At 67.5% G+C, this 17,609-nt stretch carries 17 protein-coding genes; 12 read left to right on the forward strand and 5 right to left on the reverse strand.

Annotated elements, in window-relative coordinates; translation table 11 throughout:
* Positions 1-55 precede the first annotated feature (55 nt).
* The gene (locus KCG34_RS19860; RefSeq protein WP_211937335.1) at positions 56-1,474 is read left to right on the forward strand and encodes a protein adenylyltransferase SelO; all 1,419 of its coding nucleotides are present in this window, start codon (positions 56-58) and stop codon (positions 1,472-1,474) included.
* A gap of 155 nt (positions 1,475-1,629) precedes the next feature.
* Here KCG34_RS19860 and KCG34_RS19865 read toward each other — a convergent pair whose 3' ends face one another.
* The 3 genes from KCG34_RS19865 to KCG34_RS19875 form a co-directional block, all read right to left on the reverse strand.
* A complete protein-coding gene (locus KCG34_RS19865; RefSeq protein WP_211937336.1) occupies positions 1,630-2,313 on the reverse strand; it encodes a hypothetical protein in 684 nt (227 codons plus the stop codon).
* Between the two features lie 100 nt (positions 2,314-2,413).
* Entirely contained in the window at positions 2,414-2,881 is a 468-nt protein-coding gene (locus tag KCG34_RS19870; RefSeq protein ID WP_249138093.1) for a GFA family protein, read from the reverse strand.
* A complete protein-coding gene (locus tag KCG34_RS19875) occupies positions 2,878-3,273 on the reverse strand; it encodes an SRPBCC family protein (RefSeq protein ID WP_211937337.1) in 396 nt (131 codons plus the stop codon). Before KCG34_RS19875 ends, KCG34_RS19870 begins: the two co-directional genes overlap by 4 nt.
* 92 nt (positions 3,274-3,365) lie before the next feature.
* Here KCG34_RS19875 and KCG34_RS19880 point away from each other — a divergent pair, with 92 nt between their 5' ends.
* The 3 genes from KCG34_RS19880 (at position 3,366) to KCG34_RS19890 (ending at position 8,793) form a co-directional block, all read left to right on the forward strand.
* Complete coding sequence (locus KCG34_RS19880; protein ID WP_211937338.1) at positions 3,366-4,205, forward strand: AraC family transcriptional regulator; 840 nt, start codon at positions 3,366-3,368, stop codon at positions 4,203-4,205.
* A gap of 84 nt (positions 4,206-4,289) precedes the next feature.
* Positions 4,290-5,180: an ABC transporter ATP-binding protein gene (locus tag KCG34_RS19885; RefSeq protein ID WP_211937339.1), complete on the forward strand. Its 891-nt coding sequence runs from the start codon at positions 4,290-4,292 to the stop codon at positions 5,178-5,180.
* 10 nt (positions 5,181-5,190) lie between these two features.
* Positions 5,191-8,793 (forward strand): ABC transporter permease/M1 family aminopeptidase, encoded by a 3,603-nt coding sequence (locus tag KCG34_RS19890; RefSeq protein WP_211937340.1) that lies wholly within the window; start codon positions 5,191-5,193, stop codon positions 8,791-8,793.
* A 323-nt stretch (positions 8,794-9,116) separates the two neighbouring features.
* On the opposite strand, the gene KCG34_RS19895 is transcribed toward KCG34_RS19890, so the two are convergent.
* Together KCG34_RS19895 and tldD are read right to left on the reverse strand one after the other, a co-directional pair.
* Complete coding sequence (locus KCG34_RS19895; protein ID WP_211937341.1) at positions 9,117-9,254, reverse strand: hypothetical protein; 138 nt, start codon at positions 9,252-9,254, stop codon at positions 9,117-9,119.
* A gap of 138 nt (positions 9,255-9,392) precedes the next feature.
* Positions 9,393-10,823, reverse strand: coding sequence for a metalloprotease TldD (gene tldD, locus KCG34_RS19900; protein WP_211937342.1), 1,431 nt, complete (start codon positions 10,821-10,823; stop codon positions 9,393-9,395).
* A 303-nt stretch (positions 10,824-11,126) separates the two neighbouring features.
* Here tldD and coxB point away from each other — a divergent pair, with 303 nt between their 5' ends.
* The 8 genes from coxB (at position 11,127) to KCG34_RS19940 (ending at position 17,608) form a co-directional block, all read left to right on the forward strand.
* Complete coding sequence (gene coxB / locus KCG34_RS19905) at positions 11,127-12,071, forward strand: cytochrome c oxidase subunit II (RefSeq protein ID WP_376788204.1); 945 nt, start codon at positions 11,127-11,129, stop codon at positions 12,069-12,071.
* A gap of 23 nt (positions 12,072-12,094) precedes the next feature.
* Positions 12,095-13,753 (forward strand): cytochrome c oxidase subunit I, encoded by a 1,659-nt coding sequence (gene ctaD / locus KCG34_RS19910; RefSeq protein ID WP_211937344.1) that lies wholly within the window; start codon positions 12,095-12,097, stop codon positions 13,751-13,753.
* Between the two features lie 80 nt (positions 13,754-13,833).
* Positions 13,834-14,796: a heme o synthase gene (locus KCG34_RS19915; RefSeq protein WP_211937345.1), complete on the forward strand. Its 963-nt coding sequence runs from the start codon at positions 13,834-13,836 to the stop codon at positions 14,794-14,796.
* Entirely contained in the window at positions 14,793-14,948 is a 156-nt protein-coding gene (locus tag KCG34_RS19920) for a cytochrome c oxidase system small membrane protein (RefSeq protein WP_211937346.1), read from the forward strand. The genes KCG34_RS19915 and KCG34_RS19920 overlap by 4 nt, the downstream gene beginning before the upstream one ends.
* A gap of 25 nt (positions 14,949-14,973) precedes the next feature.
* On the forward strand, positions 14,974-15,552 hold the full coding sequence (locus tag KCG34_RS19925; protein WP_249138094.1) for a cytochrome c oxidase assembly protein: 579 nt from the start codon (positions 14,974-14,976) through the stop codon (positions 15,550-15,552).
* Between the two features lie 69 nt (positions 15,553-15,621).
* On the forward strand, positions 15,622-16,503 hold the full coding sequence (locus KCG34_RS19930; RefSeq protein WP_211937348.1) for a cytochrome c oxidase subunit 3: 882 nt from the start codon (positions 15,622-15,624) through the stop codon (positions 16,501-16,503).
* Positions 16,504-16,509: 6 nt separating this feature from the next.
* On the forward strand, positions 16,510-16,872 hold the full coding sequence (locus KCG34_RS19935) for a DUF983 domain-containing protein (RefSeq protein WP_211937349.1): 363 nt from the start codon (positions 16,510-16,512) through the stop codon (positions 16,870-16,872).
* Between the two features lie 16 nt (positions 16,873-16,888).
* Positions 16,889-17,608, forward strand: a complete 720-nt coding sequence (locus tag KCG34_RS19940) for an SURF1 family protein (RefSeq protein ID WP_211937350.1) — start codon at positions 16,889-16,891, stop codon at positions 17,606-17,608.
* Position 17,609 lies beyond the last annotated feature (1 nt).

Genomic DNA, 17,609 nt, shown 5'->3' on the forward strand with positions numbered 1-17,609 from the left:
GGCGGAAGGGGCGCGCGGCTTGCCAGGGGCTGCGCGACGGCTCATCTGAAGGGCCATGCCCGTCTCGCCCGCCTACCGCCCCGACCCGCGCTTCATGCGCCTGGGTCCCGATTTCGCCGATCCCGTGGCGCCGGCCGATTTCCCGGCCCGCATCCTGAGGTTCCGCAACGACCGGGCGGCGGCGAGCGTCGGGCTGGAGGGGCTGAGCGACGAGGAATGGCTGGCCGCCTTCGCCGGCTTCGAGGCCCTGCCGGACAACCAGCCCGGCCCGCTGGCCATGCGCTATCACGGCCACCAGTTCCGGGTTTACAACCCCGACCTCGGCGACGGCCGCGGCTTCCTGTTCGCCCAGCTGCGGGAAGCGGAGACGGGGCGGCTCCTTGACCTGGCCACCAAGGGGTCGGGGCGGACGCCCTGGTCGCGCGGCGGCGACGGCCGGCTGACCCTGAAGGGCGGGGTGCGCGAGGTGCTGGCGGCGGAGATGCTGCAGGCCCTGGGCGTGCCCACCAGCCGCGCCTTTTCCCTCGTCGAGACCGGCGAGGCTCTGCAGCGCGGCGACGAGCCCAGCCCGACCCGCTCGGCGGTGCTGACCCGCCTCTCGCACAGCCACATCCGCTTCGGCAGCTTCCAGCGCCACGCCTCCGAGGGGCGGGCCGACAACATCCAGCGCCTGGTCGACCACGCGGCCGAGGACTACTACCCCGAACTGATGCCGCGAGAGGGCGGCGATCGGGGCGCGGGCCTGCTGGCCCTGGCGGTGCAGGCGTCGGCGCGGCTGGTGGCCCGCTGGATGGCGGCCGGCTTCGTGCACGGGGTGCTCAACACCGACAACCTGAACATCACCGGCGAGAGCTTCGACTACGGGCCGTGGCGCTTTTTACCGCGCAACGACCCCAACTTCACAGCGGCCTATTTCGACCAGACCGGCCTCTACAGCTTCGGCCGCCAGCCCGAGGCGGTGTTCTGGAACCTGCAGCAGCTGGCCGCGTGCCTGGCCCTGGTCGCAGAGGAGAACGCCCTGGTCGAGGCCCTGAACGGCTTTTCCGCCGCCTATCGGCGCGAACTGACCGCGGCCATGCTGAACCGGCTGGGGGTGAAGCCGCGCGGTGATGACGAGGATGTCGACCTGGTCAACGCCGCTTTCCGCGCCCTGGCTTCCGGCGGGGAGCCATTGCGCTGGGAGCCGTTCTTCTTCGACTGGTTCTGCGGCGAGACGGCCCGGGCGCTGAAGGGGCCCCGCGCGGAGATCTACGCCAACGAGACCTTCATGGCCTTCCGCGAGCGGCTGGCCGCTTTCGAGCCCGATCGGCCCGAACGGCTGGCGGACCCCTATTTCGCGCAAGGAGAGCCCGAGGAACTGCTCTACGAGGCGGTCGAGGGCCTGTGGGCGCCGATCGACCAGGCCGACGACTGGTCGGCCTTCGAGGCCAAGGTCGCCGCGATCCGGGCCGCGGGCGCCGCCTGGCGCCTCTGAATACCTGCGACGATCCGCCAATTGCCGGCCAAGGCGAACTTCAGCATAACGGCGTTCGTTTTTCCGGCCTCGGCGCTTTAAGCGACATGGGCCGCCTGTTGGGGAACAGGGCGAGGCGCTTCGGGACGGCCCCGGAGCGCCTCTGGCGTCTCAGCTCACTTCCAGACCTTGGGGCCTTCCGGGCCGGCGCACTGGTCGCGCCAGGCCTGGTTGAACTCGCCGGGGGTCATCATGGTCTCGACCTTGGCGTTTTCGGTCGAGCTGATGAAGTGCTGGTAGCCCACGCGGGCGCCGGCCGGGTTGAGGCTGTCGAACTCGCCGCAGAACACGGCCGGGTTGGTCGCCACCGGGCCTTTGATGAAGGTGCGAACGTCGCGATAGGTCAGGCCGCGGCTTTCCGGGAGGTTGGCCTTGAGCCTGTCCTCCGCGGTATCCTTCTGCACGGCGACGATCTGGTCCTGGGTCAGGGGCTGGTCGGACGCGGGCGCCGAGATCACCTGGGCGCCGCCGGGCGCCTGCTGAACCGGCGTAGAGTCAGGCTGGGGGGCGGGATTGGCGCCGGTATCGGCGGACTGCGACGCGGCGGTCGCCTGCGCCGGCTGGGCGGAAGACGCCTCGGCCTTCTGTCCCGGGCCCACCTGGCTGAGCACGGTCCAGGTAATCCAGCCACCCCCGGCGACAACGATCAGCAGAGCCGCGCCGATGGCGATGGCGACAGCCAGCGGCCAACTCCGCGGTTGCTTGGCGCGCGCCAGGATCTTGTTGGCGACCCAATCGACGTCGACCGCGGGTGCGGCGGACGGGGCCGATTTTCCAGGGCGTGCGGCTTTCGCCGGCATGGCCGATCATCCGTGTTCAGAGCCGATCCGAAGGCGGACGCGGTAGCCGCATATGGAGGGAAACTTCCTAAGCAGGGCTGAACGCGCCCGAAATGGGTTGTCAGACCACCCTGGCCCGCCGCGCCAGGCTCTCTTCCGGCCACAGCTCGATGGCCTGATAATAGATCTCGAAGGCCGGGCTGCCGGGAGGCAGCGCGACCCAGGGCAGGCGGCTTCTGGTGAAGATGTGCACGTCGGGCGTGATCGCCGAGGGATCGTCCAGCGTGCCGACCCTAACGAAGCGCAGCCCCGGTCGCTCGCCATAGTCGCTCCAAAGCGCCGTCTTGCAGATGGCGCAGCGATAGATGTCATGCGGCTGACCACTGTCGGTGGGAACCCTTGTCGGCGTGGGGATTTCGCCTTCCAGGGCGATGCGGTCGGTCTCGATCAGGGCGTTGATGACGAAGGCCGAGCCGGTCTGCCGCTGACAGTCGCGGCAGTGGCAGCAATGGGTGAACATCGGCGGAGACTTCAGGCTGTAGCGCACCGCGCCGCAGGCGCAGCCGCCAAACAGACGCTGTTGGGTCATGCGCGCCCCTCCGCCACGGCCTTGAAGGCGGCCAAGCCCTGGTCCATCAGCGGCCCGACCATCGCCGTGGCTTCCTGCGGCAGGAAGTCGCTGGTCCAGACCAGGCGGCATTTGCCCTCGCCGGCGGCTTCGACCTGCATGGCGGCGCTGTGATGGCTGAAGCGGCCCTCGATCACGCTGTAGGCGATGCGGCCGGCCTCGGGGTCCAGGGTGACGATGCGCTCGCGAGCCACCAGGCCACCCGCGAAGGTCACGGTGCGCACGTCGCCGTCGATATGGCTGTCGGTCAGGACGCCCGGAAAAGCGCGGGCGGCCTCGCCGGGGGCCTCGAGCAGGCGCCAGGCCGCGTCGGCGGGGGCGTCGAGGTCGATGGTGCGGATGATGGTCGCCATGGCTTGCTCCGTTTCTCGAAAGGCGTCGGCTGGCGAGGGTTTTCGCAAGGCCCACCCTTGGTGACTTGGGGAAAAGGGCTAAGTTTCCGGCGATGGACGAAACCCTGGCGAGCGCACAGCCGATCACCAGCCGCCTCCTGGCCGAGGGGGCCGGCTGGCGCGCTGAGGAGGTGATCTGCCGCTGCGGGCCTGACGATCCCGGTTTCGAAGAGGCGCACGATTGGACCGCGGTGGCGGCGGTGATGTCGGGGGTCTTCACCTATCGCACCTGGCAAGGCCGCGCGGTGCTGGCCCGCGGCGCCCTGATGCTGGGCGAGGCGGGCAAGTGCTTCGAATGCGGCCACGAGCACGGGATGGGCGATCGCTGCGTCTCGTTCCACTTCTCGCCGGCGTTCGCAGAGGATGTCGCTGGCGGCCTCGCCGGCGTGCGGCGCGCCGGGTTCGCGCGGCCGAGCCTGGCGCCGGTCGACAGCCTGGCGCCCCTGATGGTCGAGGCCCGGGCCCTGGCGGCCGCGCCGGACCCCCTGCGCGCAGAGCAGGCGGCCATCGCTATGGCCAGCGCGGCCCTGGCGGGCGACCAGGACGGGCGCCTCCAGCGGCCGAGCGCGCGGGAGGAGGCGCAGGCGGTGCAGGCGGCGCGGATCATCCAGCAGCGCTTCGCCGAGCCCCTGACCATAGCCGGCCTCGCCGCCGAGGTCGGGCTGAGCCGGCGCCGCTTCGCCACCGCCTTTCGCGCCACTCTGGGCGCGACGCCCTACCACTACATCCTGGGCCGCCGGCTGGAGGCCGCCGCCGAGCGGCTGGCCGCGGGCGAGGACGGCGTGCTTCAGGTGGCGCTGGACTGCGGCTTCGGCGACCTGTCGGAATTCACCCGCCGCTTCAGCGCCCGCTTCGGCCGCCCGCCGGCCCGCTGGCGGCGCGCCCGCGCCTAAGGCCGCACCCGGCTTACAGAGAGTTAAGTTGCCTTCGTCCCGCGCTCCGCCAAGTCTGGCGGCCGCAAGAGGAGGGGACTGTTCATGCTGGCGATCAAAGGCCTGACGCACGTCTATGCCAACGGCGTGCGCGCCCTGGACAATATCGACCTGGAGATTCCGCGGGGCATGTTCGGGCTCTTGGGTCCGAACGGGGCCGGCAAGTCGACCCTGATGCGCTCGATCGCCACCCTGCAGACCCCGACCTCGGGCAGTATCGTCTTCGACGGGATCGACGTGATCGCCGATCCAGAACGCCTGAGGCGCACCCTGGGCTACCTGCCGCAGGATTTCGGCGTCTATCCACGCGTCTCGGCCCTCGACATGCTGGACCACATGGCCGTGCTGAAAGGCGTGGCCGAGCCCAAGGCGCGCAAGGAGACGGTCGAGCGCCTCCTGGTCCAGACCAACCTGTGGGATGTGCGCAAGAAAGCCCTGGCCGGGTTTTCCGGCGGCATGCGTCAGCGCTTCGGCATCGCCCAGGCCCTGATCGGCGACCCCAAGCTTCTGATCGTCGACGAGCCCACGGCGGGTCTGGACCCCGAGGAGCGTAACCGCTTCCTCAACCTTTTGGCCGAGGTGGGCGAGAACGTGGTGGTGATTCTCTCGACGCACATCGTCGAGGACGTCTCGGACCTTTGCCCGCGCATGGCGGTGCTCGCCGACGGCAAGATCCGCCTGGAGGGCTCGCCGGGCGAGCTGATCGCCCGGCTGGACGGGCGGGTTTGGCGCAAGACCATCGCCAAACCCGAGCTGGACAGCCTCCGCGGCCGCCACGAGGTGATCGCCACCCGCCTGTTCGCCGGCGCCACCCTGGTGTTCATCACCGCCGACCACGATCCCGGCGAGGGCTTCGAGCCTGCCCAGCCGGGACTGGAGGCGGTCTATTTCACCACCCTGGCCGCCGCCCGGCGCCGCGCCGCCGTCGCTGCGTGAGGCCAGACTCATGTTCGGCAAGATCGCGGCCTTCGAATTCCGCTACCAGGTGCGCCAGCCCTTGTTCTGGGTGGCCGGGGTGCTGTTCTTCCTCCTGACCTTCGGCGCGGTGACCTCCGATGTGATCCAGATCGGCAACACCGCGAACATCCATGTGAACTCGCCGGCCAACATCGCCCAACTCGGCCTGTTCATGGCGTTGGTTTACTTGTTCGTCTGCGCCGCCTTTGTGGCCAATGTGCTGCTGCGCGACGACGAGACCGGCTTCGGCGCCATCGTGCGCGCCACGCCGATGGGCAAGTTCGATTACCTCTATGGCCGCTTCACCGGCGCGTTCCTGGCGGCGGCGCTGGGCTTTTTGGTCGTTCCCCTGGCGATCTTCGTCGGCTCGCTGGCGCCCTGGGTGGACTCCGAAAAGCTGGGTCCGAACCGACTGTCCGACTACGCCTATCTCTATGGCGTGCTCGGCGTGCCGACAGTGTTCGCCACCTCCGCCATATGCTTCGCTGCGACCAGCGCCGCCCGCTCGATGGCGGGGACTTTCCTGGTGGTGATCGCGGTCTTCGTCGCTTTCACCGTCAGCAACGCGGTCATCGCCGCCAAGCCTGAGCTGCGCCACGTGGTGGTGATCTGGGAGCCCACGGGACTGCGCGCCTATGGCGATGCGATCCGCTACTGGACGGCGGCCGAACGCAACGCGGGGCAGCCGCCGGTCGTGGGCGTGCTGCTGATGAACCGGGTGCTGTGGGGCGCCCTCGGACTTGCGGCCCTGGCCGCGACCTACCCGCTGTTCCAGACCACGCCGCGGGGAAGCAAGGCCGCCAAGGCGCAGGTCACCGCGCCGGACGGCCCCTCATCAGCGCCGGCGGGCACGGCGGCTACATTGCCCAAGCCGGTGTTCGATGGGCGCGCCGCCTGGGCGCAGTTCGTCGTCCGCACTCGGCTGGAGATGGGCCAGGTGTTCAAGAGCGTGGTCTTCCTTGCGCTGATGGCGCTGGGCCTGGCGTTCTCGGCCGGCAACATGCTGAACACCGAAACCGCCTATGGCGCGCCGCCCTATCTGCTGACGCGGCTGGCCATCAACGCTACGCTGGGCGCGTTCAACCTGTTCCCGATCCTGATCGCGATTTTCTATGCCGGCGAGCTGGTCTGGCGGGAGCGCGACCGCAAGACTCAGGAAATCATCGACGCCTCGGCCCTGCCGGACTGGGCCTTTGTCGCGCCCAAGGTGATCGCGATCAGCCTGGTGCTGATCTCGACATACCTGGTCAGCGTCGCGCTCGCCCTTTCGATCCAGGTCCTGACCGGCGTTCATGACTTCCACCTCGGCGAATACCTGGTCTGGTACGTGCTGCCCAACGCGGCGGATGCGATCCTGATCGCGTCGTTGGCGGTGTTCGTCCAGGCGATCGTCCCGCACAAGTTCTGGGGCTGGGGAGTGATGCTGATCTACATGATCGCGCTCATCTCCGTCGACGCCATGGGCTTTGAGGACAAGCTCTACCAGTACGGCCAGGGGCCGATCGTGCCCCTGTCGGACATGAACGGCCAGGGCCACTACTGGATCGCGGCGACCTGGTTCCGCGCCTACTGGTCCGGGTTCGCCCTGATGCTGCTGGTGCTTTCGCACGCCCTGTGGCGGCGGGGGACCGAGACCCGGCTCGGGCCGCGTCTGAGGCGTCTACCCGGACGGTTGCTGGGACCGGCCGGGATCATCGCGGGCTTGGGCGCGGCGGTATTCGTCGGGACCGGCGTGTTCATCTTCTTGAACACCCACGTCTGGAACGCCTTCGAGACCAAGATCGACATCGAGCGGCGGACCGCCGACCACGAAAAGGCGGTCAAGGGCCTGGAGCCCCTGCCAGTCCCGGCCGTGACCGACATCAAGATGGCGGTGCAGGTCTATCCGCACGAACACCGGCTGACGGCTGCCGGAACCTACCGGCTGGTCAACCGCAGCGGCCAGCCGATCTCGCTGGTGCACATCTACAACGACATCGACGCCGACACGACGATCGACATGCCCGGCGCGCACCTGGCCAAGGACTATCCGCGCTTCCACGACGCCGACTGGCGCTTCGACCGGCCGCTGCAGCCGGGCCAGACGGCGGTGCTGAACTTCACCACCCATGTGGGCCACCGGGGATTCCGCAACAACGACGTTCCCTCCAACGGGCCCGGGGCGGGCCAGGTGGTGGACAACGGGACCTTCATCACCAGCCAGGGCTTTGCGCCGCAGCTCGGCGTGGATCCCTCGACCTTCCTGCAGGACCGCGGCAAGCGGCGCAAATACGGCCTGACGCCAGAAGTGCGGATGGCCAAGCTGGAGGACCTGTCGGCCCGTCGCTTCAACCTGACGGCCAGCCCGACGGACTGGGTCAATTCCGACATCACCCTGACCACCGACGCCGACCAGACCCCGATCGCGCCGGGCGACAAGATCAGCGATGCGACGGCAGGCGGCCGGCGCACGGCCGAGTTCAAGAGCGCCGCCCCGCTCCTGGCCTTTTTCTCGATCCAGTCGGCGCGCTACGTCGAAAAGCATGAGCCCTACAAGGGCATCGACATCGGGGTCTATTACGACCCGCAGCACCCCTACAATGTCGACCGGATGATCGCGGCGGCCAAGGCCAGCTTCGACTACTACCAGGCCAATTTCAGCCCCTATCAGTTCCACCAGCTGCGCTTCATCGAGTTCCCCGACTATGCGCGCTTCGCCCAGTCCTTCGCCAATACGGTGCCGTGGTCCGAGAGCCTGGGCTTCATCACCGACCTGCGCGACCCGGACCATATCGACTACGTCACCTATGTCGGGGCGCACGAGATCGGCCACCAGTGGTGGGCGCACCAGCTGATCGGCTCCTATCAGCAGGGGGTGACGATGCTGGACGAGACCCTGGCCCAGTATTCGGCCCTGATGGTGATGGAGAAGCTGTACGGGCCAGACAAGATCCGCCGGTTCCTGAAGTACGAGCTGGACAACTACCTGAGGAACCGCGGCGGCGAGATCATCGAGGAGCTGCCGCTGAATCGCGTCGAGAACCAGCCCTACATCCACTACCGCAAGGGCTCGCTGGCCATGTACCTGTTGAAGGACCAGATCGGCGAGGACGCGGTCAACCGGGCCCTCAGGTCGATGCTCAAACAGTACGCCTTCCAGCACGCGCCCTATCCGCGCTCGACCGATCTGGTGGCAGCCTTCCGGGCCCAGGCGCCGGCGGGCAAGCAGGCCCTGATCACCGACCTGTTCGAGAAGATCACGATCTACGACGTCAAGGCGACGGCGGTGCAGGTGAAGAAGCGCCCCGACGGCCGCTACGACGTGCGCCTGACGGTCAGCGCCAAGAAGGCCTATGCCGACGGCAAGGGCAAGGAGACCGAGGTTCCGCTGAACGGCGAAAGCTTCGATGTCGGCCTGTTCACCGCCAAGCCGGGCGACGGCAAGTTCGGCCACGAGAACGTGGTGCTGTTCGACCGGCGGGTGTTGCACACTGGCGTGCAGAATTTCGACTTCGTGGTCGACAAGCGGCCGGCCTGGGCGGGGGTGGATCCCTACAACAAGTGGATCGACCGCAATTCCGACGACAACCTGATCCAGGCGGAGAAGGGGTGAGGGGTTTCGGCGGGCCGCCGTTTCCAAATTCCTCTTCCTGAGGTGCTCGGCGCGCAGCGTCGAGCCTCAAAGGACGCAATCACGGAGCCGTCAATGCGTCCTTCGAGGCCCGCTGCGCGGGCGCCTCAGGATGAGGACCTATGTTGGATCGCTGAGCTTGGCGCCGGAGACGTTCGCCAGCGCCCAAAAAACAAAACCCGGAAGCGCTGAAGCGTAGTCACCGCGGACCAACGCACAAACTGCTTATAGCCGCGATCCGCGAAGACTGCGGGACAAGTCGCATACCAGTTTTCGCGCCCTGCCTCACACAGGGTTTTGTCAGATCACCAGGTGACGTGGCCGGTTGCGGTCAGAAGCCCGATCATCATCACGGCGCCGAGACCGATCATGATGACCATGACGGCCATGTCCATCATTTGCTCGGCGTTTTCGAATTTGGTGAACTTAGGCAGTTTGTGCATGGTGAGACGCATAGCAACTTCCCCATTGCTCCTAGGAAGCGAATCTGCGCCCGTCCGGCTCTATCAACAAGCTTGGCCACACGGAATGGATACTGACTGAGGCGCGGCGAACACAGTCCGCACCAGGCAAAACCCAGGTCAGACGCTCGTCCCGCCGACCGTCAGCCCCGTGATCTTCAGGCTGGGCTGGCCGACGCCCACCGGAACCCCCTGGCCCGCCTTGCCGCAGACGCCGATGCCCGGATCGAAGTCGAAGTCGTCGCCGATCATGGCCACGCGGGTCAGGGCGCTGGGGCCGTCGCCGATCAGGGTGGCCCCCTTGACCGGGCTGGTGACCTTGCCGTCCTCGACCAGATAGGCCTCGGTGCACTGGAAGACGAACTTGCCGTTGGTGATATCCACCTGGCCGCCGCCGAAATTGGCGCAGTAGAGGCCGCGCTTCATCGAGGCGATCATCTCCTCGCGCGGGGTGGTCCCCTGCAGCATGCCGGTATTGGTCATGCGCGGCATGGGCATGTGGGCGTAGGACTGTCGCCGGCCATTGCCGGTGGCCTTCAGCCCCATCAGCCGCGCGCTCATGCGGTCGTGCATGTAGCCGACCAGGATGCCGTCCTCGATCAGGATAGTGCGCTCGGTGGGCGTGCCTTCGTCGTCGATGGTCAGCGAGCCGCGGCGGCCGGGAATCGAGCCGTCGTCAAATACGGTCACGCCCGGAGCGGCCACCCGCTCGCCGATGCGCCCGGAAAAGGCGCTGGTGCCCTTGCGATTGAAGTCGCCCTCCAGGCCGTGGCCGACCGCCTCATGCAGCAAGACCCCGTTCCAGCCCGGGCCCAGCACTACGTCCATCTCGCCGGCCGGGCAGGCGACGGAGTCCAGGTTGACCATGGCCTGGCGCAGGGCTTCCTCCACCTGGTCCTGCCACTTGTCGGGGGTGATCCAGGCCTCGAAGCCGGCGCGGCCGCCGGCGCCGGACGAGCCGCTCTCGCGCCGGCCGTCACGCTCGACGATCACCGAGACATTCAGTCGCACCAGGGGCCGCACGTCGCGCAGCAGGCCGCCGTCGGCGCGCAGGATCTCGACCACCCGCCGCTCGCCGGCCAGGGAGGCGGTGACCTGGACCACCCGCGGGTCCTTGGCCCGGGCGTAGGCGTCGATCTCCTGCAAGAGGGCGATCTTGTCGGAGAAGGCCGGCGAGGCCAGCGGGTCGTCGTCGCCATAGAGGCGGGTGTTGGTGGCGCGAGGGCCCTCGGCGGAGACGCCGCTGTAGCCGCGCTTGGCCAGGGCGGCCGAATCGGCGGCTCTGCGGATCGCGGCCTCGGAAATCTCCGAGGCGTGGGCGTAGCCGGCGGTCTCGTCCGCCACCACGCGCAGGCCGAACCCCTCATTGACGTCATAATTGGCCGACTTCAGCCGGCCGTCGTCGAACACGAAGGCCTCGCTCTCGGAGCGCTCGACGAACAGCTCGCCGTCGTCGGCCCCGGCCAGGGCCTCGCCCAGGATAGAGCGCGCGCGATTCGCATCGACGCCGGCGGCGTCCAGGATTGACGGAGCGGAAGTGTGGGCGGTCATGCGCGGCTCGCAAAATCAAGGCTCAAGGCCTTCAACATAGGCCCGAGCCGCAGCTTGCGAAACCTTCGTGGCCCCCAGTTCCCCGAAGGGCGCTCCAATCTCTTGGCAAGCCTGGACAGAGCGCGTATGCACGCCGCGAAGGCATGGGGGCTGGAATGCCTGGATCCTGAGCGAAGCGCGGGGTCGACAGGTCCGGCTTCCTGGGATTTATGTCTGCCGGTGGAGGGGGCAAGGCTCAAGCAGGGCCAGTCCTGGGACGTCGGCGAAGCGGATCGTGAGGACATGAGGGCTGAAGCTTTGTTGATGCGAAGGCTGCGAGGCGCCGCGGTGGCGCTCGGAACAGCCGCCCTGGCGGCGGGAACCAGCGTTTCGGCCTGGGCCGCGGATGCGGTCAACAACCCCGACATCGTCGGCCAGCCGGTCGATGGCGCCATGGGTCTCCAGCCGGCGCACTCGCCGCTGAAATTCCAGGCGATCGCTTTCCACGACCATCTGCTGCTGCCGATCATCACCGTCATCAGCCTGTTCGTGCTGGCGCTGCTGATGATCTGCGTCGTGCGCTTCAATAAGCGCGCCAATCCGGTTCCGGCCAAGTGGAGCCACAACACCCCGATCGAGATCCTCTGGACCACCGTTCCGGTGCTGATCCTGATGGTGATCGCGGTGTTCTCGTTCAAGCTGCTGTTCGCCTACCACGCCATGCCCAAGCCCGACCTGACGGTGAAGGCGACCGGCTACCAGTGGTACTGGGGCTATGAATATCCCGAGCAAAAGATCCCCGAGTTCACCTCCAACGTCCTGACCAAGGAGGATGCGGCGGCGCGCAACGAGCCGTACCTGCTGGCCGCCGACAAGGCGATGGTGGTGCCGGTGCACAAGACCGTGCATGTGCTGGTCACCGGCGCCGACGTGATCCACGACTTCGGCCTGCCGGCCTTCGGCATCAAGATCGACGCCGTGCCTGGGCGGATGAACGACGCCTGGTTCAACGCGGACAAGACCGGCATCTATTACGGCCAGTGCGACCAGCTCTGCGGCGTCAACCACGCCTTCATGCCGATCGAGATCAAGGTGGTGAGCCAGGCCGACTTCGACGCCTGGGTGGCCCAGCAGCACGCGCCGGCGCCCGCCGCGACCCCGGCCGCCGCCCCGGCGCCGGCCGCCAAGCCCGCCGCCGGCAAGTCCGCGTCCGCCGCCGCGCCGCAGCACCTGGCGCTCAACACTCAAGCTAGCGTCGCAGCGCGCTGATCCCCGTTCGAGAGAGTTAGACCATGGCGACCGCCGCTTCAGACCACGCTCACGGGCACGACGACCACGCCCACACCCCGCCCTTCCTGGTGCGTTGGCTGTTCTCGACCAACCACAAGGACATCGGCACCCTCTACATCCTGTTCGCCATCATGGCCGGGATCGTCGGCGGGGCCTTCTCGGGCTTCATGCGCTGGGAGCTGATGCACCCGGGCATCCAGGTGTTCACCGACAACGGGATCCTGGGCTCGGGCTTCTTCAAGGGGCACAACGGCTATAACGCCATGACCACGGCCCACGGCCTGATCATGATCTTCTTCATGGTCATGCCGGCCATGATCGGCGGCTTCGGCAACTGGTTCGTGCCGATCATGATCGGCGCGCCGGACATGGCCTTCCCGCGGATGAACAACATCTCGTTCTGGCTGCTGGTCTCGTCCTTCGCGCTCCTGGTGATGTCGCTGTTCACCGAAGGCGGCCAAGGCCCCGGCTTCGCCGGCGGCTGGACCATGTATCCGCCGCTGTCGACCGTCGGCCATCCGGGCCCGGCCTTCGATCTCGCCATCCTGTCGATCCACCTGGCCGGCGCCAGCTCGATCCTGGGGGCGATCAACTTCATCACCACCATCTTCAACATGCGCGCCCCGGGGATGACCATCCACCGCATGCCGCTGTTCGTGTGGTCGATCCTGGTGACCGTGTTCCTGCTGCTGCTCTCGCTGCCCGTGCTGGCCGGCGCGATCACCATGCTGCTGACCGACCGCAACTTCCACACCCACTTCTTCGACCCGGCCGGCGGCGGCGACCCGCTGATGTTCCAGCACCTGTTCTGGTTCTTCGGCCACCCGGAAGTGTACATCCTGATCCTGCCCGGCTTCGGCATCATCAGCCACGTTGTCTCGACCTTCTCCAAGAAGCCGGTGTTCGGCTACCTGGCCATGGCCTACGCCATGGTGGCGATCGGCTTCCTCGGCTTCATCGTGTGGGCCCACCACATGTACGAGACCGGCATCCCGCTCGACCTGCAGGCCTATTTCGTGGCCGCGACCATGGTCATCGCCGTGCCCACCGGCATCAAGATCTTCTCGTGGATCGCGACCATGTGGGGCGGGTCGATCGACTTCAAGACGCCGATGCTGTTCGCCGTCGGCTTCATCTTCCTGTTCACCATCGGCGGCGTGACCGGGGTGGTGCTGGCCAACGCCGGCATCGACTACTCGCTGCACGACACCTACTACGTGATCGCCCACTTCCACTACGTGCTCAGCCTGGGCGCCGTGTTCGCCATCTTCGCCGGCTTCTACTACTGGTTCGAGAAGATGTGGGGCGTGAAGTACAACGAGGTGCTGGGTAACATCCATTTCTGGTTCATGTTCGTCGGCGTGAACGTGATCTTCTTCCCGCAGCACTTCCTGGGCCTGCAGGGCATGCCGCGCCGCTACATCGACTACCCGGCGGCGTTCGAGAAGTGGAACACCATCTCGACCTACGGCTACATGATCACCGTCGTGGGTATGGGCTTCTTCTTCCTGCTCCTGCTGGAAGCCGCCGTCCGCCGCCGCAAGGCCGAGGCCAACCCCTGGGGCGAAGGCGCCACCACGCTCGAGTGGACCCTGTCCTCGCCCCCGCCGTTCCACCAGTTCAACGAGCTGCCGCACATCTCGGCCGACTCGTCGCACTGAGGAAACGGGACTGATGTCCGCCTTGGGGGCGGGGCTGAACAGGCCTCGCCCCTGGGTATTTTGAAAGCCTATCGCGTACCATGACCGACGCCGCCCTAGCCCCCAGCCGCTCGACGCCCGCCCGCTGGCAGGACTATGTCGCGCTGCTGAAGCCGCGGGTGATGTCGCTGGTGGTGTTCACCGGCCTGACCGGCCTGATCTGCGCCCGGACGCCGATGAGCCCGATCCTGGCGGGCGTCGCCATCCTCTGCATCGCCATCGGCGCCGGCGCCTCGGGCGCCCTGAACATGTGGTACGACGCCGACATCGACGCGCGCATGAAGCGCACTCGCGGCCGGCCGGTGCCCATGGGCCGGGTCCAGGGCGCCGACGCCCTGGCGCTGGGCATGACCCTGTCGCTGCTGTCGGTCGGCATGATGTACCTGGCGGTGAACCTCCTGGCCGCCGCGCTCCTGGCCTTCACCATCGTCTTCTACGCCGTGGTCTACACCATGTGGCTGAAGCGCTGGACGCCGCAGAACATCGTCATCGGCGGCCTCGCCGGAGCCCTGCCCCCGGTGATCGGCTGGGCCGCGGCCACCGGGACCGCACCGCTGAACGCCTGGCTGCTCTGCGCCATCATCTTCCTGTGGACCCCCCCGCATTTCTGGGCCCTGTCGCTCTACACCGCCGAGGACTATGCCGCGGTCGGCGTGCCGATGATGCCGGTGGTCAAGGGCGCGGCCTCCACCCGCCGCCAGATCCTGCTCTACAGCTTCATCTTCGTTCCGGTGGCCATCGCCCCCAGCTTCACTGGCCTGGCCGGTCCGCTCTACCTGGCCATTTCAGGCCTGGGCGGGCTGTTGTTCCTGGTCCTGGCCGTGCGCCTGGCGATGAGCCATGCGGGCGACAAGGCCGGCGAGCGGGAAGGGCGGCTCTATGACGTCAAGGCCGGGGCCACCGCGGCGCGCAACCTGTTCGCCTTCTCCATCGCCTATCTGTTTCTGCTGTTCGCCGGGCTCCTGGCCGAGCGGCTGATGGGGCTGGAGGCCCTGAAGCTATGAGCTTCAACCCGCCCGAAAGCGAAGAGGCGGCCAAGGCGCGCCGCCGGCGTAGCATCGCCATCGCGCTGGCGCTGGGCGTGTTCGTGATCCTGGTGTTTGTGATCACCATCACCAAAATGAAGGGGAACGTCTTTGTCGGCGCGCCCTCCTGAGACAAAGACGCCTGATCGCGCCCGTTTGGCCAACGGCCGGGTGGCGCTGATCTGCGTCGGCGTGTTCGCCGCCATGACCGGCGCGGCCTTCGCCTCGGTGCCGCTCTATCGCGCCTTCTGCCAGGCCACCGGCTTTTCCGGGAACGTGCCCAAGGCCAGCAAGGCCGCCGGCCAGGTGCTGGACCAGAAGCTGACGGTCAGCTTCGACACCAATGTCCGCGGCCTGCCCTGGAATTTCGCGCCCGAGCAGTTGCACCAGACGATCAAGATCGGCGAGACGGGCCTGGCCTTCTTCACCGTGACCAACACGTCCGAACAGCCGCTCACCGGCCACGCGGTCTACAATGTCACCCCGCTGCAGGCCGGGACCTATTTCCGCAAACTGCAGTGCTTCTGCTTCACCGACCAGACCATCCAGGCGCACCAGACCATCCGCTTCCCGGTGGTCTATTTCGTCGATCCCGGCTTCGCCAGGGACGGGGACACCAAGGCCTTCACCGACGTCACCCTGTCCTACACCTTCTATCCCGCCACGCCCAAGACCGCCGCATCCGCCCCAAAGCCCCAGCAGGGCCTTGGCGGACCGGCCGGAGCAGGGCTATAGCCTAGATTCTAAACCGCCGACGTTCGGGGGACCGGGCGGCGGCCTCATACTTCGAGGTTCAACAGCGACATGGCATCCGGCGCCGTCAAGCACGACTACCACCTGGTCAACCCCAGCCCCTGGCCGCTGATCGGCTCGATCGCCGCCTTCGTCATGGCCGTCGGCGGCGTGATCTGGATGAAGGGCATCCTGGGCTTCGAGAAGCACACCCTGGTGGTGTTCCTGGCGGGCCTGGCGGGCGTACTGTTCACCATGGGCGGCTGGTGGCGCGACGTGACCATCGAGGCCAACAGCGGCGACCATACGCCGGTGGTCGGCATCGGCCTGCGCTACGGCATGGTGATGTTCATCGCGTCGGAAGTCATGTTCTTCGTCGCCTGGTTCTGGATCTTCTTCGAGATGTCGCTGTTCCACGGCCACCGGGTGCTGACCCCGGACGCCAACGCGACGGTCGGCGTGGCCCAGGCCTGGGCGACCTGGCCGCCCAAGGGCGTCGAGCTGGTCCCGGCCTTCGAACTGCCGCTGGTCAACACCCTGACCCTGTTGCTCTCCGGCACCACCGTCACCTGGGCGCACCACGCGCTGCAGGTCGGCGATCGCAAGAGCGCCACGCTCGGCCTGTTCCTGACCATCTGCCTGGGCGTGCTGTTCACCTCGATCCAGGCGTTCGAGTATCACCACATCCTGGCCGACCACCTGTTCTTCTCGGAAGAAGCTTCCAACTCGGGCCTGTTCGGCAACGCCTTCTTCATGGCTACCGGCTTCCACGGCTTCCACGTGCTGATCGGCACCATCTTCCTGACCGTGTGCCTGTTCCGGCTGATTGGCGGCGGCTTCACCCCGCAGAAGCATTTCGGCTTCGAGGCGGCGGCCTGGTATTGGCACTTCGTCGACGTGGTCTGGCTGTTCCTGTTCTCCTTCGTCTACGTCATCCTGCCGGGCCTGAAATAGGCGATCATGGCGGGCGTGAACCCGATCCTCGCGGGTCTCGCCTGCCGCTGCCCAGCCTGTGGCGAGGGCGACCTGTTCGAAGGCTATCTGAAAGTCGGCGCGCGGTGCGAGGCCTGTGGGCTGGACCTGCGCGCCGCCGATTCCGGGGATGGCCCGGCGGTCTTCATCATCCTGATCGTGGGCATGTTGGCCTGTTTCGCCGCCCTGGTCACCGAGTTCACCGTCCATCCGCCGGTGTGGGTGCACCTCGTCCTGTGGCTGCCGCTGTCGGCGCTGCTGACCCTTTTCCTGCTGCGCCCGTTCAAGGGCGTGATGATCGCCCTGCAGTTTCACAACAAGGCATCGCAGGCGTGGAACGACCAGGCCTGATGGCCGAGGGCCTCCTATGACCGCCGCGCCGCACCGCCGCTTTCCCATCGGCCTGACCGTCTTCACCGTGATCGCCCTGGCCGTGCTCTGCGGCCTGGGGACCTGGCAGGTGCAGCGGCTGCACTGGAAGGAGGCGCTCCTGGCCCATATTGCGGCCCTGCGCACCGCGCCGGCCCGGCCGCTGGATGGCCCGTTGGCTGCGCTGGCGAGCGGGGGCGACGCCGACTTCACCCGGGTCAGCGCCGACTGCCCGGACCTGGAGCAGCGTCCTTATCTGAAGCTCTATGCGGTCTGGGACGGCCAGGCCGGTTCGCGCATCATCGCCGCCTGCCCGCTGAAGAGCGGCCCCTATGGCAGCCTGCTGGTCGACCGCGGCTTTCTCCCCCAGACCGCACCGGCGCTGGCGCCGTCGGCCGCGCCGCTGTCGGAGCCCGTAACGGGCGTGCTGCGCCACGGCGACAAGAAGACCTTCGTCACCCCGGACAACCAGCCGGCCCAGCGCCAGTTCTACTATCGCGACGTGGCCGCCATGGCCGCGGTCCTTGGTGCGCCCCGGCCGGCGCCGATCTTCCTGATGCTGGAAAAGCCGGCGCCCAAGGCGGGCCTGCCGCTGCCGGCGCCGATCCCGCCCGACATTCCCAATCGACATTTGGAATACGCCATCACCTGGTTCGGGCTTGCGGCGGCGCTGCTCGGCGTTTACCTCGCCAGCCTCTGGCGACGATTGGCGAAGTAGC

The sequence above is a fragment of the Phenylobacterium montanum genome, from assembly GCF_018135625.1.
Lineage (GTDB): Bacteria > Pseudomonadota > Alphaproteobacteria > Caulobacterales > Caulobacteraceae > Poindextera > Poindextera montana.

What these genes read in the sequence shown, in the direction of transcription:
- tldD (WP_211937342.1), bottom strand. Translation starts at nt 10,823, where the DNA reads ATGACCGCCCACACTTCCGCTCCGTCAATCCTGGACGCCGCCGGCGTC.
- KCG34_RS19940 (WP_211937350.1), top strand. Translation starts at nt 16,889, where the DNA reads ATGACCGCCGCGCCGCACCGCCGCTTTCCCATCGGCCTGACCGTCTTC.
- KCG34_RS19865 (WP_211937336.1), bottom strand. Translation starts at nt 2,313, where the DNA reads ATGCCGGCGAAAGCCGCACGCCCTGGAAAATCGGCCCCGTCCGCCGCA.
- KCG34_RS19885 (WP_211937339.1), top strand. Translation starts at nt 4,290, where the DNA reads ATGCTGGCGATCAAAGGCCTGACGCACGTCTATGCCAACGGCGTGCGC.
- KCG34_RS19935 (WP_211937349.1), top strand. Translation starts at nt 16,510, where the DNA reads ATGGCGGGCGTGAACCCGATCCTCGCGGGTCTCGCCTGCCGCTGCCCA.
- KCG34_RS19890 (WP_211937340.1), top strand. Translation starts at nt 5,191, where the DNA reads ATGTTCGGCAAGATCGCGGCCTTCGAATTCCGCTACCAGGTGCGCCAG.
- KCG34_RS19880 (WP_211937338.1), top strand. Translation starts at nt 3,366, where the DNA reads ATGGACGAAACCCTGGCGAGCGCACAGCCGATCACCAGCCGCCTCCTG.
- KCG34_RS19870 (WP_249138093.1), bottom strand. Translation starts at nt 2,881, where the DNA reads ATGACCCAACAGCGTCTGTTTGGCGGCTGCGCCTGCGGCGCGGTGCGC.
- KCG34_RS19895 (WP_211937341.1), bottom strand. Translation starts at nt 9,254, where the DNA reads ATGCACAAACTGCCTAAGTTCACCAAATTCGAAAACGCCGAGCAAATG.
- coxB (WP_376788204.1), top strand. Translation starts at nt 11,127, where the DNA reads ATGCGAAGGCTGCGAGGCGCCGCGGTGGCGCTCGGAACAGCCGCCCTG.
- KCG34_RS19920 (WP_211937346.1), top strand. Translation starts at nt 14,793, where the DNA reads ATGAGCTTCAACCCGCCCGAAAGCGAAGAGGCGGCCAAGGCGCGCCGC.
- KCG34_RS19875 (WP_211937337.1), bottom strand. Translation starts at nt 3,273, where the DNA reads ATGGCGACCATCATCCGCACCATCGACCTCGACGCCCCCGCCGACGCG.
- KCG34_RS19860 (WP_211937335.1), top strand. Translation starts at nt 56, where the DNA reads ATGCCCGTCTCGCCCGCCTACCGCCCCGACCCGCGCTTCATGCGCCTG.
- KCG34_RS19915 (WP_211937345.1), top strand. Translation starts at nt 13,834, where the DNA reads ATGACCGACGCCGCCCTAGCCCCCAGCCGCTCGACGCCCGCCCGCTGG.
- ctaD (WP_211937344.1), top strand. Translation starts at nt 12,095, where the DNA reads ATGGCGACCGCCGCTTCAGACCACGCTCACGGGCACGACGACCACGCC.
- KCG34_RS19930 (WP_211937348.1), top strand. Translation starts at nt 15,622, where the DNA reads ATGGCATCCGGCGCCGTCAAGCACGACTACCACCTGGTCAACCCCAGC.